At 45.6% G+C, this 15,845-nt stretch carries 15 protein-coding genes; 5 read left to right on the top strand and 10 right to left on the bottom strand.

Annotation, left to right across the window (positions count from 1 at the left end):
* Positions 1–2 precede the first annotated feature (2 nt).
* Positions 3–1,151, bottom strand: a complete 1,149-nt coding sequence (locus J4N40_RS22190) for a GGDEF domain-containing protein (RefSeq protein WP_053308037.1) — start codon at positions 1,149–1,151, stop codon at positions 3–5.
* Between the two features lie 507 nt (positions 1,152–1,658).
* Here J4N40_RS22190 and J4N40_RS22185 point away from each other — a divergent pair.
* Positions 1,659–2,999, top strand: coding sequence for an MATE family efflux transporter (locus tag J4N40_RS22185; protein ID WP_136976766.1), 1,341 nt, complete (start codon positions 1,659–1,661; stop codon positions 2,997–2,999).
* A gap of 97 nt (positions 3,000–3,096) precedes the next feature.
* On the opposite strand, the gene J4N40_RS22180 is transcribed toward J4N40_RS22185, so the two are convergent.
* The 3 genes from J4N40_RS22180 to J4N40_RS22170 form a co-directional block, all read right to left on the bottom strand.
* Positions 3,097–4,776 (bottom strand): RluA family pseudouridine synthase, encoded by a 1,680-nt coding sequence (locus tag J4N40_RS22180; RefSeq protein ID WP_250654519.1) that lies wholly within the window; start codon positions 4,774–4,776, stop codon positions 3,097–3,099.
* A gap of 117 nt (positions 4,777–4,893) precedes the next feature.
* Complete coding sequence (locus J4N40_RS22175) at positions 4,894–5,514, bottom strand: DsbA family protein (RefSeq protein WP_047102496.1); 621 nt, start codon at positions 5,512–5,514, stop codon at positions 4,894–4,896.
* Positions 5,508–6,365: an MBL fold metallo-hydrolase gene (locus J4N40_RS22170; RefSeq protein WP_169628496.1), complete on the bottom strand. Its 858-nt coding sequence runs from the start codon at positions 6,363–6,365 to the stop codon at positions 5,508–5,510. Before J4N40_RS22170 ends, J4N40_RS22175 begins: the two co-directional genes overlap by 7 nt.
* Before the next feature lie 126 nt (positions 6,366–6,491).
* Between J4N40_RS22170 and J4N40_RS22165 the strand changes: the two genes are divergently transcribed.
* Positions 6,492–7,379, top strand: coding sequence for a LysR family transcriptional regulator (locus J4N40_RS22165; protein ID WP_017633830.1), 888 nt, complete (start codon positions 6,492–6,494; stop codon positions 7,377–7,379).
* A 94-nt stretch (positions 7,380–7,473) separates the two neighbouring features.
* Positions 7,474–8,277, top strand: coding sequence for a Cof-type HAD-IIB family hydrolase (locus J4N40_RS22160; protein ID WP_042522338.1), 804 nt, complete (start codon positions 7,474–7,476; stop codon positions 8,275–8,277).
* Between the two features lie 109 nt (positions 8,278–8,386).
* Here J4N40_RS22160 and J4N40_RS22155 read toward each other — a convergent pair whose 3' ends face one another.
* From J4N40_RS22155 to J4N40_RS22135, 5 genes are all read right to left on the bottom strand, one after another.
* Positions 8,387–8,776, bottom strand: a complete 390-nt coding sequence (locus J4N40_RS22155) for a hypothetical protein (RefSeq protein WP_005374387.1) — start codon at positions 8,774–8,776, stop codon at positions 8,387–8,389.
* A gap of 24 nt (positions 8,777–8,800) precedes the next feature.
* The gene (locus J4N40_RS22150; RefSeq protein ID WP_250654518.1) at positions 8,801–9,898 is read right to left on the bottom strand and encodes a GGDEF domain-containing protein; all 1,098 of its coding nucleotides are present in this window, start codon (positions 9,896–9,898) and stop codon (positions 8,801–8,803) included.
* Between the two features lie 5 nt (positions 9,899–9,903).
* A complete protein-coding gene (locus tag J4N40_RS22145) occupies positions 9,904–10,359 on the bottom strand; it encodes a putative pterin-binding protein (protein WP_193837827.1) in 456 nt (151 codons plus the stop codon).
* Positions 10,360–10,803: 444 nt separating this feature from the next.
* Positions 10,804–11,643: an S-formylglutathione hydrolase gene (fghA, locus tag J4N40_RS22140; protein WP_005374382.1), complete on the bottom strand. Its 840-nt coding sequence runs from the start codon at positions 11,641–11,643 to the stop codon at positions 10,804–10,806.
* Between the two features lie 62 nt (positions 11,644–11,705).
* Positions 11,706–12,854, bottom strand: a complete 1,149-nt coding sequence (locus tag J4N40_RS22135) for an S-(hydroxymethyl)glutathione dehydrogenase/class III alcohol dehydrogenase (RefSeq protein ID WP_017821027.1) — start codon at positions 12,852–12,854, stop codon at positions 11,706–11,708.
* A gap of 293 nt (positions 12,855–13,147) precedes the next feature.
* On the opposite strand from J4N40_RS22135, the gene J4N40_RS22130 reads away from it, so the two are divergent.
* Both J4N40_RS22130 and J4N40_RS22125 read left to right on the top strand, forming a co-directional pair.
* On the top strand, positions 13,148–13,954 hold the full coding sequence (locus tag J4N40_RS22130; RefSeq protein WP_005383272.1) for an arylamine N-acetyltransferase family protein: 807 nt from the start codon (positions 13,148–13,150) through the stop codon (positions 13,952–13,954).
* Positions 13,955–14,034: 80 nt separating this feature from the next.
* Positions 14,035–14,907, top strand: a complete 873-nt coding sequence (locus tag J4N40_RS22125) for a LysR family transcriptional regulator (RefSeq protein ID WP_017633836.1) — start codon at positions 14,035–14,037, stop codon at positions 14,905–14,907.
* 99 nt (positions 14,908–15,006) lie between these two features.
* On the opposite strand, the gene J4N40_RS22120 is transcribed toward J4N40_RS22125, so the two are convergent.
* Positions 15,007–15,780 carry a siderophore-interacting protein gene (locus J4N40_RS22120; protein ID WP_062730859.1) on the bottom strand — a complete coding sequence of 258 codons (774 nt, stop codon included), beginning with the start codon at positions 15,778–15,780 and terminating at the stop codon, positions 15,007–15,009.
* Positions 15,781–15,845: the final 65 nt, after the last annotated feature.

Genomic DNA, 15,845 nt, shown 5'->3' with positions numbered 1-15,845 from the left:
CATTAGCAAGCTTCTGGTACCGCTGGTGCATCAGATGTTGACTGTTCTTCCGTATTGCAGTGCTCATAAAAGGCGTACTGGTTTTTACCAGTATGTTTAGCTGCGTACATTGCTTTATCTGCACATCGAGTCAATTCAGACAAATCCTTTGCATCTTGCTTATAGATAGCAGCACCTACACTCATCGTTAACTCGTTAATCATATCGTAGCTTCGGTAACCTGTCGGAAACAGATTTACGATCCGTTTTAGGATGCTGTCGAGGTCATCTTTACTTTTTACATCGTAAAGCATGATTACAAACTCGTCGCCCGCAAATCGAGCGATGGAGTAGTCGTGTTTATCTGTTTTTCTGTCTTTGTTGCGAATGTTATTTTTTAATCGAGTGGCGAAGGCTTGAAGTACTTGGTCACCAATATCGTGCCCGTAGGTGTCGTTGATGTGCTTGAAGTTATCGATATCGAGAAAGACCAATGCGGTGATGCTGTCATCAGATGAGTGCTTGATTTCATCGAGCTTTGCGCGCGCCCAAGTCTCAAAGCTCCAGCGATTGGCAAGCCCAGTGAGCTGGTCAAAATATGCTAACTCCTCAATCCCCTCACGATACAGTGTTTGAATGTAATTGAGGACTTTCGTGTAGTAATACGAGAACGTGTGACACACAAACGCGGTCGCTATCAGGGTCAGCATCAATCTCCGCTCTATGATTTCTGTGGCTGCTGGCAGTCGATCTAAAAAAGCGACCCCAAAAAAGATCAGTAAAATGTAGGTGCCACTGAACAACAGACCGACCTTAAACTCATTAATTAATACCAGAGTGGCGACAATAGGATATAGCCATAACATTTTGCCTGACGGAGCATCGTTATACAGAAGTAACAATAACCCTTCGAACATTAAGACAGCACTTAGCCATAAGTCGGCGTATTGATGGTGCCGCTGGACTTTTATTACATAACTGATTGCTAAGCATGCCAAGGCACACAAAGCATGGAAAAAGCTTAAACCCCAGTTATTCTCAAGTGATTGAGCAATGGAACCATAAGTTAAACAGGCAGCGGCGATACTGGAGCATAAAAAGACAATTTTCTTTTTTCTTGTTGAGCGGATGTCCGCCATTTCTTCTAAGCGCGCCCCAGCCAATGTCGACATTACGTATCCTTGCTTAATTAACGTGTACGCTTATTCTAGGCGGTATTTTCGCGATAAATAGAACAACAAAGTTTCCAAATGTGATATCAGTCATTTTTAGTGCAAAGCCATCAGTGTGATTTGGTGCGAGTGTTCAAAGAGGAATGGTGGCGCATGCAGGTTTTCATGACGGTTCTTCATGGCTCTATATGGTTGGACTGATAACTCAAAGTAATGTATCTAGTTGGAGATATTTCTATTGATTATCCTGATTCTGTTCGGTGCTCGTTGATTGAGAGTATTGTTCACCAATCTCTGCTCTACGTATCGTCAAGGCATATGTCGTTTCGAAAATGCATTAGAAATATTTTTCCGAAACAGGGCGAAATATTGTTGTCGTTATGACCAATATGCGACTAGAATCCGCGCTAAATCACAACCTCATATCGAGCTTCGTTCGAGTCACTATTTTTAAACTGCTTCACAAATATTGTGAGGCAGTTTTTAGTTGTAGGAAAGGTTACAAGCATGCCTAAAAGCCAAAACATCAACCAACGAATGTCCATCGTGGCATTAGCTTGGCCAATTCTTGTCGAAATTTTGCTACGGACGGCTTTAGGAACCAGTGACGTGTTCATGCTGAGTGGCTACTCAGACAAAGCCGTATCCGCTGTTGGTGTGATCACGCAGATTACCTTCTTTTTAATCATCGTTTCGACCTTTGTCAGTAGCGGTACGGGGATTTTGATTGCCCAATACAATGGCGCTGGACGCGAGCAAGAGTCAGTGAGCGTTGGTGTTGCGAGTATTGCGTTGTCTGTGCTCGTCGGTGTGCTATTGAGTGTGATTGCCGTGCTTGGTGCGATATATCTACTCCCGTATTACGGCTTGGAAGCGCAAGTCGAGCAGTACGCTCATGAATATCTGCTGATAAGCGGTGCGATGACGTTTAACGTTACGATTGGCGTTGTTTTTACAACTATTCTGCGTAGTCATGGTTATTCACGTTCCCCAATGGTGGTGAATTTGATCTCGGGTGTGTTCAACATCATTGGTAACTATATTGCGCTTTACCAGCCATTTGGTTTACCTGTGTATGGCGTGCAAGGCGTGGCAATAGCAACCGTCGTCAGCCAAGTCATCGGTACGTTAATGTTATGGTTTATTCTCGCGCGCAGCAGCATTGAGCTACCAATGTCGACCATGAAACAAGTGCCCGTAGAGATTTACAAAAAGATCTTAAAAATCGGCGGCATGAACGCGGGTGAGGTGCTGTCTTACAACGTGGCGCAAATCTGCATTGTGTATTTTGTGGTGCAAATGGGGACGGCATCGTTAGCGGCTTTCACTTATGCGCAAAACATTGCCCGTTTCTCGTTTGCTTTCGCGCTGGCAATTGGTCAGGCAGCGCAAATTCAGACTGGTTACTACATCGGTAAAGGTTGGGTGAGCAGCATTTTAAAACGCGTACAAATCTACTTCTTAGTGGGATTTGTGGCATCAACGGCGGCAACCACACTGATTTACCTGTTTAGAGAAGAGATTCTGCGCGTATTTACCGATCAACCAGAGATACTCGCATTGGCAGGTTCGTTAGTCATGGGCTCAATTTTGCTCGAGGCCGGACGTGTGTTTAACCTGATTTTTATCGCGGGGCTCAAAGGCGCGGGTGACATCAAGTTCCCAGTGCAAATGGGGATTTTGAGTATGTGGGGACTAGGCGTGCTTTTCTCTTACATCTTTGGCATCCACTTGGGTTATGGCGTTTTAGGGGCTTGGATGGCAATCGCACTCGATGAATGGGTACGTGGTATCATCATGGCAAGGCGTTGGCGCTCTCAGGTGTGGACCAAGTTTAAGGTGAGCTAACGGTTTTCGGTATCGCGCATCACGCTTATTCTGTTGTTAGAAACCAAAAAAGGCACTGATAGTCAGTGCCTTTTTGTTATTTAAACTCGGGAAGACGTTAGAATTCGCACTCAGCTTTGAACACCATGCGCTCTTTGCTGTATGGATGATCCAGCTCTAGCATCTCAGCATGCAGGTGTAAGCGGTTGGCTTTTTCGCCGTATAAACCATCACCAACCATCGGCATGTTTAACCCCATGTGATGAGCACTGTGTACACGTAGTTGGTGAGTTCGCCCGGTTTTCGGATACATGTATACCTTGCTGCGCCCATCTTTGACTTCAATCAGTTGCCAGTAGGTTTCTGCATGTTTCCCGTGTTCAAAACACACCAGTTGACGTGGGCGGTCGTCGGGGTCACCACGCATTGGCAGTGAAATTTCCCCTTCAGGCTCGTTTAATACGCCTTCGAGCAGTGCCATATAACGTTTTTGTACGCCGCGAGCCATAAACTGTTTTTGCAGACTTTTGTTCGCGCGCTTAGTTAAGGCAAACACCAAAATGCCAGAGGTCGCCATGTCGAGACGATGAATCACAAACGGCCCTTCCACATCAGGGTACATCGCTTGTAGGCGCGTATAAGCAGAGTCCTTGATAGTTTTACCAGGCACTGAAAGTAAGCCCGAGGGCTTGTTGACGACGACCATAGCGTCGTCTTGGTAGATTATCTCTAGTTCTTTGTCTTCTGCCCAATTCTCCGCCAATGGATTAGGTTCGACATCCAGCCCTTGCATCATATGGCCCAAAATCGGCTGACATTTGCTGTTGCACGATGGGTAGAATTTTTTGTGTTGGCGAACTTCAGACTTTGGCGACACACCCCACCAAAATTCTGCCAGCGCCAGCGGTTTGAATCCGTATTTAAACGCGTATTGGAGCAGTTTTGGCGCAGCACATTCCCCTGCACCTGCTGGTGGTATTGGGTTTGTGGTGTCCGCAAAAATGTCCACCAAGTCGCGTGCTTCGCCATGGCTGTTTAGAAAGCGGTACTGTTTATGCAGTTTGTGCTGTAAAGCGTTGGAGAGCGTTTTGCGCTGTTCTTTCAGATGAGCAAGTTGCTGCTCTAACTCAGCCAAGCGCGCTTCTTTGATTGCAAGCTTTTCATCCCACGCTTGCTTTAAGTATTTGAGAACGTTTTTCTCGGCGACACTTTGCTTACCCAACTCATCCAATAAGATTTTGAGGTCATCGGCATTGAGTGTTTGCTCGCCCTGTTGACGCTGTCGTTTGCGTGCGGCGCGGCCGTCAATCATCACTTGGCGCTGTGTTTGCTCTTCTTGTTGATAAGCGGCTCGGTCGGCTTGTATTTGCGCTTTAAGATCTGCCAATTCCGGATTCGCGGCACAGGTTTTGTACTCCGCATTGGCGGCGTTGATGGCATCCGTTTCTGCGCGGAAGAAACCTTCATCGGTCAGCATGTCATACACAGGAGGGACAAACCCTGGAATCAAGTTTTGGTCAGCAATTTTGCCAGAAAACGCACTTAAAAATCCGAGTTCGCCTTGAGGGTTTTCTACCAGCAATACGCCAAACATTTTGCCTCGCCCCGTTTCTTCATTAACCAAACCAAAATCGTGTTCGAAGTCGGTTTGCGCTAATAAGTGCTGTTGCAATTGCTTTGCGGCCATAACGCAAAGAGGATGCGGCGTGTAGTAGAACGGAAACGTAAACTGCGTTGGCAATTCATAGCCAGAAATATCAGCAGTAAAACGAGTAAAACAATGTTCAGGCGAGTGCATGGTGGGTATCCGCGCGAGTAAAAAATCGAGCGAGGATTGTACCTGTTTGAGTCAGGATTGCCATGTCGGTGTTGGCACTCGCTCTTGGATTAAGAACAAGAGCGAGTGGGGAAGAGCTTATTGCAGTTTTTGTAATGCAAGCTTCCACTGTGCCGGTTTGTCGTAGTAGGTCGAGTGCGGCAAGGTCAAGTACTCGCCATTTACTTCTGCAATCAGGGTTGGATAACCACCAACGTGTAACTGTCGCATCAATTGTCGGCTAGAGCGAATTCTCTCATCTAGTTCGGCTTCGCTTAACGCCATGTTTTGCTCCCACGCATCACTTGTTAAACCTAGCGATTCTGCAATGGCTTTGAGCGTCGATGCTTCATTCACTTTTAACCCGAGCTGATAATGCGCAGATTGGATGGCCTTTAGCATGTGCCATGGATTCAGCCCCATTTTCTCCGCACTCAAGATCGCTTGTGTGGGTAGATAAGAATCAAGAACAAACGCATCTTCGCTTTTCACGCGTTGCAGATATGCTTCACCAAACGTTGCTCCGGTTTCGGTTGCGATACGAGCGTCACTGTTGATGATGTGCTGACGAAATTCAGGTTCAATCGCGCGTTTCTCAATCATACCGCCGGGATGAAGCTCTACCTTAAATTGAGAGGTGTCCATCAAGGCTTCGATGAGTGGTGATGCCCCGTAGCACCAACCACACATGGGATCGAAGAAGTAATGCACGGTTACCATGACATTTCACCAGTATGCACTTTCGCACCGATTTCTAGCGCGATTGGCAATTGAGCTTCTGGGTATTTCGCAGACATGGTGTCAATGAGTTGAACGCTGTTATTGCTGTGTTTTTTCGCTTGCTGAAAATCCTGCAAGTATTGTTGCGAGTAGCGAATGGTGTCTGCGTTCAGCTTTGTGCCTGCTTTCATGTGACCAGGAATGACCACTTGAGGTTTAAGCGCAAGCATCTCGCTAAGTTGCTGCTCCCAAGCATTGATGGCGGTCTGGTCAGCGGCATCTGCCATCCACAAATGTACGTTTGAGTACACGGCTACGTTACCTAGAATCGCTTTGTTATCTGGAATCCATAGGTAAGGGCGGTGTGCTGATGTGCCATGGTTACCACGAATTTCAATCTTATGACCTTCTAGCTCCAATGATGCTTTATCGTACGCGACAGGGATCACTGGTTTTACCGGTGCGTTTGCGCCAAGCTTTGGTCCCCAGTACGCCAGCTTTCCAGCCAATTTCTCTTTAATAATTTTTTGAACCGCAGGCGTTGTGATGATCTGCGCATCAGGGAACTGTTGGTGTAAGGCCTCTGCGCCAAAGTAGTAGTCTGGGTCCGCTTGGCTGATAAAAATGGTTTTAAGCGTTTTGCCTGAGTCCAGCACTTTAGCGGCAATGCGCATCGCGTCAGCTTTGGTGAAGCCAGTGTCGATAACCATGGCGTCAGTCTCACCGTATACCAAGGTTGAGTTTACGTGGAAGCTGTTACCGTCGGCGTTGTAAACCTCAAGAGTAAGGGGAGAGGCTAGGACAGGGCTTGCCATTAAAATGGATGCAGCAATCAAAGTTAATTTTTTCATAATAAGCTCCTAAAGAATTTGGGGCCAAGCGACCATGGCTTGGGAACGGGAGCTATATTAGGAAATTGATACGCTCGGAAAAATACACAATAATGTGCATCACTATTTCTTATTTCGATCAAATGTATGGATAGAGTAACGGCAGCAAAAGTGTTTGTGGATGTGGTGTATTCTGGCAGTTTTACCGCGACCGCAGAGCGGTTAGACATGTCTCGGCCAATGGTGACTCGTTATGTAGAGGCGATGGAGAACTGGCTGCAAACTCGTTTGTTACACCGCACCACGCGCAAGGTGTCCCTCACCACCGCAGGGGAGCGCAGCTTGCCTCAGATTGAGCGCTGGTTAAAACAGGCCGATACATTAACGTCGAACATTGCCGTTGATGGTGAGCTGTCCGGAAAAATCCGTCTTGCGTCTAGTACTTCATTTGGATTCTCACAGTTGATCCCCGTAGTAAACAGTTTTATGCAAAAGCACCCCAAAGTGTATATCGACATAGATCTGCAAGATTCAGTGAGTGATCTAACCGAACAACGCATCGATCTGGCGATCCGAATTGCGTCAGATCCCGATCCTTCTTTGATTGGTAAGCCGATTGCGGTGTGCGAATCGGTGTTGGTAGCATCACCGCAATATTTACAAACTCACCACGCGATCGCGCATCCGCGAGATTTATCTTCACACGACTGTTTGGGATACAAAAACTTTGAGCGTCACGTGTGGCATTTGTCTCAGGGCGACCAGTTCGAATCGGTGGGAATTGAGTGTCGCCTAACCAGCAATGAGGCCACGGCGTTATTGCATGGCGCTTTACAAGGCATGGGTATTTCGATGTTGCCAACTTACTTGAGCAATATCTATCTCAAATCGGGTCAGCTTGAGTCGGTGTTGCCGGATTGGAAGCCAAATGATCTCAACATTTACGCGCTGTATTCATCACGTAAACACTTGTCTCCTGCGGTGAGAGCTTTCATCGATCACAGTGAAGATTACTTTAAACAGCACCCTTGGTGAATGCGAAAAGCGTCGTCATCCCGACTTGAGATTCATACAAGATCCTGTACCTTACATGGATATATTTTCGCAGCATCATTTAGAGTTTTCGTTAATGTCACAAGTTTGCATCAAATTTATTGCTTCCGATATGGATGGCACATTGCTTGACCAGTACGGTCGTTTGGATCCAGAGTTTTTCGATCTGTTTTTGCAACTGGAAGAGCAAGGCATTTTGTTCTCCGCTGCGTCTGGTCGTCAGTATTACAGCCTGCGAGACACGTTCGCGCCAATCAAAGACAGACTGTTGTATGTGGCTGAAAACGGCACCTTGGTGATGTACCAAGACAAAGAGCTCTACAGTTGTACCATTCCTAAAGCGGAAGTGTTGGAGATTGTGAAAGCGGCTCGTGAGATTGACGGGGCGAACATCGTATTGTGTGGCAAGCGCTCGGCGTACATCGAAACGCATGATCAGCAATCGCTGGAAGAATTTCAAAAGTACTACCACCGCTGTGAATATGTGCCGGATTTGCTTGAGGTCGAAGACGAGTTTATTAAGGTAGCAATTTGTCACTTTGACGGTTCGGAAGAGCTCCTGTTTCCGACCATGAACGCTAAGTTTGGCGCAACGCATAAAGTCGTGGTGAGTGCAAAAATCTGGCTGGATGTGATGAATGCCGAGGCCTCTAAAGGTGCGGCCATTCAGCATCTTCAAGAGACGATGAATTTTACTCCGGCAGAAACCATGACGTTTGGTGATTACCTCAATGACCTCGAAATGCTGCAAGTCAGTGAGCATTCGTACGCGGTTGCCAACGCGCACGAAGAGATTAAGAAAATTGCTCGTTATTCTGCGCCAAGCAACCAAGAGGCTGGGGTACTCAAAGTGATTAAAGAGAAAGTGTTAGCGAAGTAACGCTCATTTATTCGATGTTATTTTCTTCTTCACGTAAAAAGCCCCGCAGTGTATGCGGGGCTTTGTTTTTTTTGTGTGTGTGGTGGGAGGGGGTAGTAATGTTCCCGTTTTAGCGTACGTACTTGGCGGTTGCGCTGACTAAAAAGTGCTGCAATTTCCCGTCTGATTTTGGCACCCACAAGTCGTTATGATAATGGTAAATACGGCCATTGACGGTCACAGACAAGGTATTATCACCCGTTTTCTCCATGCGAATAAACTGATCCGAAGTGACCAAAAACGGCTCTTGCTCTTCAATGCTCTGGCCCGTTGCTAATACGAAGTAGCCGAATCGGTTGCCAGCATCCGGATCGGTTGAGTAGATTCGATGTCCAACGAGGCTGTAGTCGTCGTTGAGTGCCTGCTCAAGCGTTTTTTGCCCGATGGTTTCGTGCGATGGAATAAATACCCAAGCCAACACACCTGCCGCAATGACTGCCAGTAGAAGCAGTACTTGCATGAACTTTCTCATCATATATACCGTTTAACGTTGAAATTTCATTTTGTACATGCGCTTATCCGCTATGCTGATAAGAAAGTCAACATTGTCACTGTCTTTAGGGTATTGCGCTAAGCCCATGCTTGTTGAAAGTGTTGAGACTTTATCGGAGTTTAATATTTGTGCATCAAAGACGGTATTTATCTGCTCACGTACGTTCTCTTCATTGAGATATTCACCTTCAAGGATAACCGCGAACTCATCTCCTCCCATGCGATAAACAGTAAAATCATTGAGTGCCATAGAATTAAGCCGCCTAGCGATTTCCCGCAGTACAGTGTCGCCAACTTGGTGTCCGTGTGTGTCGTTGACTTCTTTAAAACCATTTAAATCTAGAATCCAGAGAGAAAAGGGCGTTTTTTCTTGAGTAAATTTGTTTAGGGTTATGAATAGTGCATTGCGGTTCCCTAGGTTCGTCAAAGGGTCGCTTAGCGCCAATTTTCTATGAAAATGGGATTCACGATAAAAGAAATAAGTTAGAGAGATAATCGACAAAACGAACGTCGCAAACAACATATATTGTGCTTGCATTAAGCGCTGGGTTTGACCTTTTTGTGCTTCATAAGCTTTACTGCTTAGACGGAAGTTTTGATTAACGAAGTCTATTAAGCCTAAATATAGTGTTTGAGTTGAACGATAAAATGCAGCAGCAGCTTGGCTGTCACCTGTTCTAGCTTCTACTAGTTGTTTTTCTAGCTCTTTGAACTCTTCAAAAAGATTAATGAAGTAAAGGTGCATGTTGTTCCGAGAAAAGAACTTATTGGCTTTCGTGCTACTGGTCAATAAGTCAAAGCGACTCCACGCTAACTCGTATTGAAGCTCTGCACCATCAATATTCAATACGTTTTCATCTAACCGTCTGGCCTCGCCGACAAGTTCTGATAGTTCTTTGGAGAGTTGGAATAAAAACCAAGTCGCTTGTTTTTGTTCGTTATTAAAATTTTGTGAGAGTGAACGTGTTTGCTGTAAAAGCACGACATTCGCGAGGAGCAAAGAAACGGCAAACACCACCAGCAGCATTTTGCTGGTGGTAGAATATTGCAATATTCTTTGTTTCTTAGAATAGGGTTCTGATAACTTCATTCTTATTATTTTTCTTTTATTTCATTTACTTGCCATACCATTTGCGCATGATATTTATTGTAGTTTAGCTCTGGATAGAGATTGATTGGATATATCACCCAGAAAGGGCCTTTATTCCTGACTTTTATGTAATTCTGATCTTGTTGATAAGCCAGTATTGGTTGATATCGAAGAATATCTTGTCGGGACAATGTCGAGTGATAGTCGTTTAAGCTGCTGATATCAACCTGCTCTGGTACCTTTCCGTAGACGTGTGTAAGAAGCGTGCTGAGTTTAACGCCTAAAAACTCTGACGAAGCAGGAAGCCAAGGCAATGTCATCGTGTAGCTAGTGGTAGGTAAAGCTTGGATCTCTTCCAGTTCCAGTATGACACTAGGCTGCTGGCTACTACTAAATACGATCGTATTTGCAGACAAGAATGGCGCAACAAAAAACAGACCTAGCGCGACTATCTTTTTCATCATATGCCCTTTTGAGTTTTATTCTTTTTTCTTAGCTAGGACAAAGGTGCTAGCGGTAATTTATTTATAATTATAGAGCCAACCGGATGAGATTTTATAATACGTTATGTTTCAAAAATAACTGTCGGTTTACGTCACGTCAAGGTTATTAAGTTGCTTCTTAATTAAAAGCTCAGAGTATTGGGATGATGGTAGAGTTTCGTAATGATTTCGCGGTATTTAATTGGTTTTTAGTGCAACTTTGTGTCATTTTTAATAAAGATACTGTGTCGGAAATGAGAATTTAATAAGGCGAGAAATGGATGTCGAATTTGCTCTTAAGTTACATTATTTTACATATTTAAATCATAGATATTCAGATATGTATTTGTTAGTACGTAAAGAAAATAAAGTCACCTAGTTTTGGTGACTTTATTTTTTATTTCATGAGCTTACTTAAATTAACTATGCAAACAAATATTTTGCATGGAAGTTGAGGTGCTCTTCAATAAAGCTTGAGATGAAGTAATAGCTATGGTCATAGCCAGGTTGCATTCTCAAGGTTAGGTTTGAATCGTGTATTTTTGCCGCAGCAATCAGCGCTTCCGGTCTAAGCTGCTCATTTAAGAAGCCATCAGCATCACCTTGATCAACCAAAATTGGTAATGGTGATTGTTGTTGTTTTAGAAGTTCACTTGCATCGTATTGCTTCCAGCTTTCAAGCTCCTTGCCTAAGTAAGCAGTAAAGGCTTTTTGTCCCCAAGGGCATTGCATTGGGTTACTGATTGGACTGAACGCTGAAATAGAACGGTACTGTTCTGAATTTTTCAGACCAATGGTGAGCGCTCCGTGGCCGCCCATACTGTGACCGGAAATTGACTTCACGTCAGAGACTGGGAAGTTACTTTCGATGATCGCAGGCAACTCCTCAGTCACATAGTCGTACATACAGTAATGCAGTGACCAAGGTGCTTGCGTCGCATTAAGGTAAAAGCCAGCTCCTTTTCCTAGGTCATAGCTTTCGTCGTCAGCGATACCTTCGCCTCTCGGACTTGTGTCTGGTGCAATGATCGCAATGCCAAGCTCGGCCGCCATACGAAATGCGCCCGCTTTCTGCATAAAGTTCTCATCGGTACACGTTAAACCAGAGAGCCAGTATAGCGCGGGTACGGGATTTGATTTCGTTGCGTTAGGTGGCAAGAATATCGCGAAGCGCATGGTGCAGTTTAGGGCATTGGATTCGTGTGTATATTGCTTGTGCCAACCGCCAAACACTTTGGCTTGGCTTACATTTTCAATGGTCATGAATAAACTCTCTAATTAGCAGAAGGAATTCAGGCTCCCCAAAAGGAGAGCCTGAGGCAGCATTATTGATCCATATGGATAACTGTTCGGATGCTCTTACCTTCATGCATCAGATCAAACGCTTTGTTGACGTCTGCTAATCCCATTGTGTGGGTAATGAACTCCTGTAAGCCGAATTCACCAGCCATGTAACGGTTTACGATTTCTGGAAGCTCAGAGCGACCTTTAACGCCACCGAAAGCGCTGCCACGCCATACACGACCAGTTACCAGTTGGAATGGACGAGTTGAGATCTCTTGACCTGCACCAGCAACACCAATGATGACTGACTCACCCCAACCTTTGTGACAGCACTCAAGTGCTTGGCGCATCACGTTTACGTTACCGATACATTCGAATGAGTAGTCAACACCACCGTCTGTCATTTCAACAATCACTTCTTGAATTGGCTTGTCGAATTTTTGTGGGTTGATGCAATCAGTTGCACCAAGTTGTTTCGCTAGGTCGAATTTGCTTTCGTTGATGTCTACACCGATGATGCGGCTGGCACCAGCCATGCGAGCACCGATGATTGCAGAAAGACCGATACCGCCTAGACCAAAGATTGCCACTGTGTCGCCTTTTTCAACTTTAGCTGTGTTTAATACCGCACCCATACCAGTGGTTACGCCACAACCTAGAAGACAAACTTCTTCAAGTGGTGCTTCTTTGTTTACTTTCGCTAGTGAGATTTCTGGAAGAACCGTGTACTCAGAGAAAGTAGAACAACCCATGTAGTGGAAGATAGTTTCGCCGTTGATAGAGAATCGGCTTGTGCCATCTGGCATTAGGCCTTTACCTTGCGTTTCACGAACGGCCTGACATAGGTTCGTTTTGCCAGATTTACAGAACTTACACTCACCACATTCAGCAGTGTAAAGTGGGATAACGTGGTCGCCAACTTCAACGCTTGTTACGCCTTCGCCAACCATTTCAACGATGCCGCCACCTTCGTGACCAAGGATTGAAGGGAAGATACCTTCTGGATCGTCACCTGATAGTGTGAATGCGTCAGTGTGACAAACACCAGTTGCTACGATGCGTACTAGCACTTCGCCGGCTTTTGGAAGTTGTACATCAACTTCTTCCATTTTAAGCGGCTCACCTGCAGCCCAAGCGACCATTGCTTTTGATTTTATGTGAGTTTGACCAGGTTTGATTTCAAGCGACATTGGATGTTTCCTTTATATTTTCAGTATATGGAGTGACGTAATAAGCGTAGTTAAGGTTTGCTTACCGCGCTGCGTCGTTTTGTTGGTGCTCATTTTAGGTGTTTCAGTAAAAATGATAATCCGTCCATTTTGAAAATGATTTTTACATATGCGTAATAATGATAAGGTGAGCATGTAAAAAGAGTGCTATGCCTCCTTAAAGCGGAAGGGAAATGGAAAAGGTGATTGACCTGAAGTTAGATAGAGGGGCTAAAGTAGAAAACAGTCAAACCATCAGCTAAGTAAGAGTCATTATGAATAAGACGGATCTGAGTGCCTATTTAACCAAGCTAGGCTTGCCTAGTGAATTGCCCGCCGATTTGGAGTCATTGCACAGAGTTCACGTGGCGCAGCATCGTTGCCTGCCGTTTGAGAATTTTGACATCGCATTGCAGCGAGGCGTTTCTGTTGAGATTGAAGATATTATTCAAAAAACCGTGTACCACTCTCGCGGTGGTTACTGCTTTGAATTAAATGGTTTAATGCTTGATGTGCTCAACACTCTTGGGTTTGAAGCGCGAAGTTTGCTAGGGCGTGTACATGTGTCTGGTACACCAACAGGTCGTAGTCATCAAATCACGTTAGTGACGTTAGAGGAACAAACATGGATTGTCGATGTGGGTTTTGGCTCCAATACCCCTCGAGCGCCATTGCCATTTATCCTTGACCAAGTGATTCAGACGGATTTACAAACCTTCCGTTTTGTCAAAGATGCTCAGTTTGGTTATTTCCTCCAAGTGCTTTCAACCGATGGAACGGACGTGTGGAACAATCTATACAGCTTTGACCTAGAGTTCGTGTGTGCTGGTGACATTGCATGTAGCAACTTCTTTACCTCGACTTCGCCTAATTCGCGTTTTACTAGCGCAAGAGTCGCTGCTAGAGCGACAGAAAGTGGGTTGGTGACGCTGCTTAACTACACACTCAGATGCACCAATCATGAAGAGCTAACAGAAATAGAGCTAGAGCCAGGTCAAACCTACCTGGATGCGTTGAAAGAATATTTTGGCATTGAGCTTGATGCGCAATACGACGATCTTCGTCCGTTACCTGACGCGTAAAGTTTTCCAGTTTTCAAAGCGTAGCGCGACGAGAACAATGTAATCACTATTTGTCTAGAAGAGGTCGACAGGAATACAGCATGGCGAATTGGGAAGGAGTCAGCGAGTTTGTTGCCGTAGCGGAAACTAACAGCTTTACAGCTGCCGCGGCTAAACTGAAAACGTCAGTGGCACAAATCAGTCGCCGCGTATCGGCACTTGAAGAGCGTCTTGCGGTCAAGTTACTGCATCGCACGACGCGAAAAGTTTCTCTGTCTGAAGCTGGACAGCTTTATTATCAGCAGTGCAAACATTTGGTCGAAGGGCTAGAACTGGCCGAGCTTGCCGTAACGCAAATGCAGACCGAACCGCGAGGTTTGCTGCGTGTGACAGCGCCTGTGACCTATGGGGAAATGAACCTCGCGCCGCTCTTGCATCAGTTTTTGGAGAAGTACCCGCGTGTGGACCTCGATTTAGTTCTGACCAATCAAAAACTGGATTTGATAGAGCAAGGGGTAGACGTGGCGATTCGTCTTGGCCGCCTGCAAGATTCCAGCATGATCGCAAAGCGTCTTTCGTCGCGTCAAAATTACGTGTGTGCTAGCCCTATGTATTTGGAGCGATTTGGCGAGCCTCACACATTATCCGAACTGGCTCGACATCAGTGCCTAGTTGGTTCGGTCGATTATTGGCATTTTAAGGAAAATAAACGCGATAAGTCTTTGCGCGTATCGGGGAGAATTAAATGCAATAGTGGTTTTGCGCTAATGGGCGCCGCAAAACGTGGTTTGGGTTTAGTGCAGTTGCCGGACTATTACGTTCAAGAAGCTCTAGATAACGGTGAGCTAGTCGAGGTGCTGACCGATTACCGAGACGATCGTGAAGGCATTTGGGCACTGTATCCACAAAGCCGAAATTTATCGCCCAAAGTGAGGTTGTTAATCGACTTTTTAGCGCAGGAACTAGCGGATTAGAGTTTTCATGAACTTTAATACAACTGAAGTCGCTAAAACGCCCGGTGATGCCGGGCGTTTTTATTAGGATGAGAGCTGGAATCGAAAAGACATGAATCACTATTGGTTGGATTCCGCGTCTTCACGTTTAATCACTTTGTGCCCATCTTCAGACACGCCTTGCTTCCAATAGCTGCTGATGTAGATATTCTCGCGATCGACTTCTTTTTCGTTGCGGAAATATTGGCGCAGCGCACGCATTGAATCGAACTCACACGCACACCATACCGAAGCGTTACCATCTAACCACTCGAGTTCGCGAACGCTATCAGCCAAGGTTTGCTGTTCAGTTAGCCAAATCAACTCCATGCCTGCTGGCGCGTGTAGGGGTTGAATGTCGGCTGGAGACATCACGCTGATCACAGCGTAGCCTTTGGCCTCTTCTGGCAGCGTGCGAATTTTCGCAGAAAGTGCTGGAAGTGCTGTCATATCGGCAGCCATGAAGAACCAATCCGCCTCAGTATTTAAGTTGGAGATGCTACCTGGCCCAACAATGCTGATCGTGTCGCCTTTTTGCGCGGCCATTGCCCAACGCGCTGCAAATCCGCATTGCAGATCTTGCGTTACGTGTCGGACGAAATCCACTTCGATTGAACTGGTTTCTGGATGAAAGCGTCGGATAGTGTAGGTGCGCATGATTGGTCGGTCGTCTTCTGGCAGGATGCTCAGATCCGCGCCGCCCATATCGTTAAACAGTAATTTGATGTAACTGCCTTCGCAGTCACGAGGAAAGTGGCTCAGCGCCTCACCTTGCAAGGTAATGCGCTGCATGTTTGGAGTGATGGTTTCTGTGTCTGTGACAACAAGCGTTTTAGGTTGAGGCTTCTTTTTCATTGTTACTTTACTCGATAATTATTCTCTTTCTCATTTAAAGATTATCAAGTTCCCTAACAAGAGGG

The sequence above is a fragment of the Vibrio sp. SCSIO 43097 genome (assembly GCF_023650755.1).
GTDB lineage: Bacteria > Pseudomonadota > Gammaproteobacteria > Enterobacterales > Vibrionaceae > Vibrio > Vibrio alginolyticus.
The sequence above is the reverse complement of the archived record's forward strand: the minus strand, read 5'-3'. Positions and strand labels throughout refer to the sequence as shown.

Bases quoted from the DNA above. Each gene is read 5' to 3' on its own strand.
- J4N40_RS22190 (WP_053308037.1), bottom strand. From the start codon at position 1,151: ATGTCGACATTGGCTGGGGCGCGCTTAGAAGAAATGGCGGACATCCGC.
- J4N40_RS22185 (WP_136976766.1), top strand. From the start codon at position 1,659: ATGCCTAAAAGCCAAAACATCAACCAACGAATGTCCATCGTGGCATTA.
- J4N40_RS22180 (WP_250654519.1), bottom strand. From the start codon at position 4,776: ATGCACTCGCCTGAACATTGTTTTACTCGTTTTACTGCTGATATTTCT.
- J4N40_RS22175 (WP_047102496.1), bottom strand. From the start codon at position 5,514: ATGGTAACCGTGCATTACTTCTTCGATCCCATGTGTGGTTGGTGCTAC.
- J4N40_RS22170 (WP_169628496.1), bottom strand. From the start codon at position 6,365: ATGAAAAAATTAACTTTGATTGCTGCATCCATTTTAATGGCAAGCCCT.
- J4N40_RS22165 (WP_017633830.1), top strand. From the start codon at position 6,492: ATGGATAGAGTAACGGCAGCAAAAGTGTTTGTGGATGTGGTGTATTCT.
- J4N40_RS22160 (WP_042522338.1), top strand. From the start codon at position 7,474: ATGTCACAAGTTTGCATCAAATTTATTGCTTCCGATATGGATGGCACA.
- J4N40_RS22155 (WP_005374387.1), bottom strand. From the start codon at position 8,776: ATGCAAGTACTGCTTCTACTGGCAGTCATTGCGGCAGGTGTGTTGGCT.
- J4N40_RS22150 (WP_250654518.1), bottom strand. From the start codon at position 9,898: ATGAAGTTATCAGAACCCTATTCTAAGAAACAAAGAATATTGCAATAT.
- J4N40_RS22145 (WP_193837827.1), bottom strand. From the start codon at position 10,359: ATGAAAAAGATAGTCGCGCTAGGTCTGTTTTTTGTTGCGCCATTCTTG.
- fghA (WP_005374382.1), bottom strand. From the start codon at position 11,643: ATGACCATTGAAAATGTAAGCCAAGCCAAAGTGTTTGGCGGTTGGCAC.
- J4N40_RS22135 (WP_017821027.1), bottom strand. From the start codon at position 12,854: ATGTCGCTTGAAATCAAACCTGGTCAAACTCACATAAAATCAAAAGCA.
- J4N40_RS22130 (WP_005383272.1), top strand. From the start codon at position 13,148: ATGAATAAGACGGATCTGAGTGCCTATTTAACCAAGCTAGGCTTGCCT.
- J4N40_RS22125 (WP_017633836.1), top strand. From the start codon at position 14,035: ATGGCGAATTGGGAAGGAGTCAGCGAGTTTGTTGCCGTAGCGGAAACT.
- J4N40_RS22120 (WP_062730859.1), bottom strand. From the start codon at position 15,780: ATGAAAAAGAAGCCTCAACCTAAAACGCTTGTTGTCACAGACACAGAA.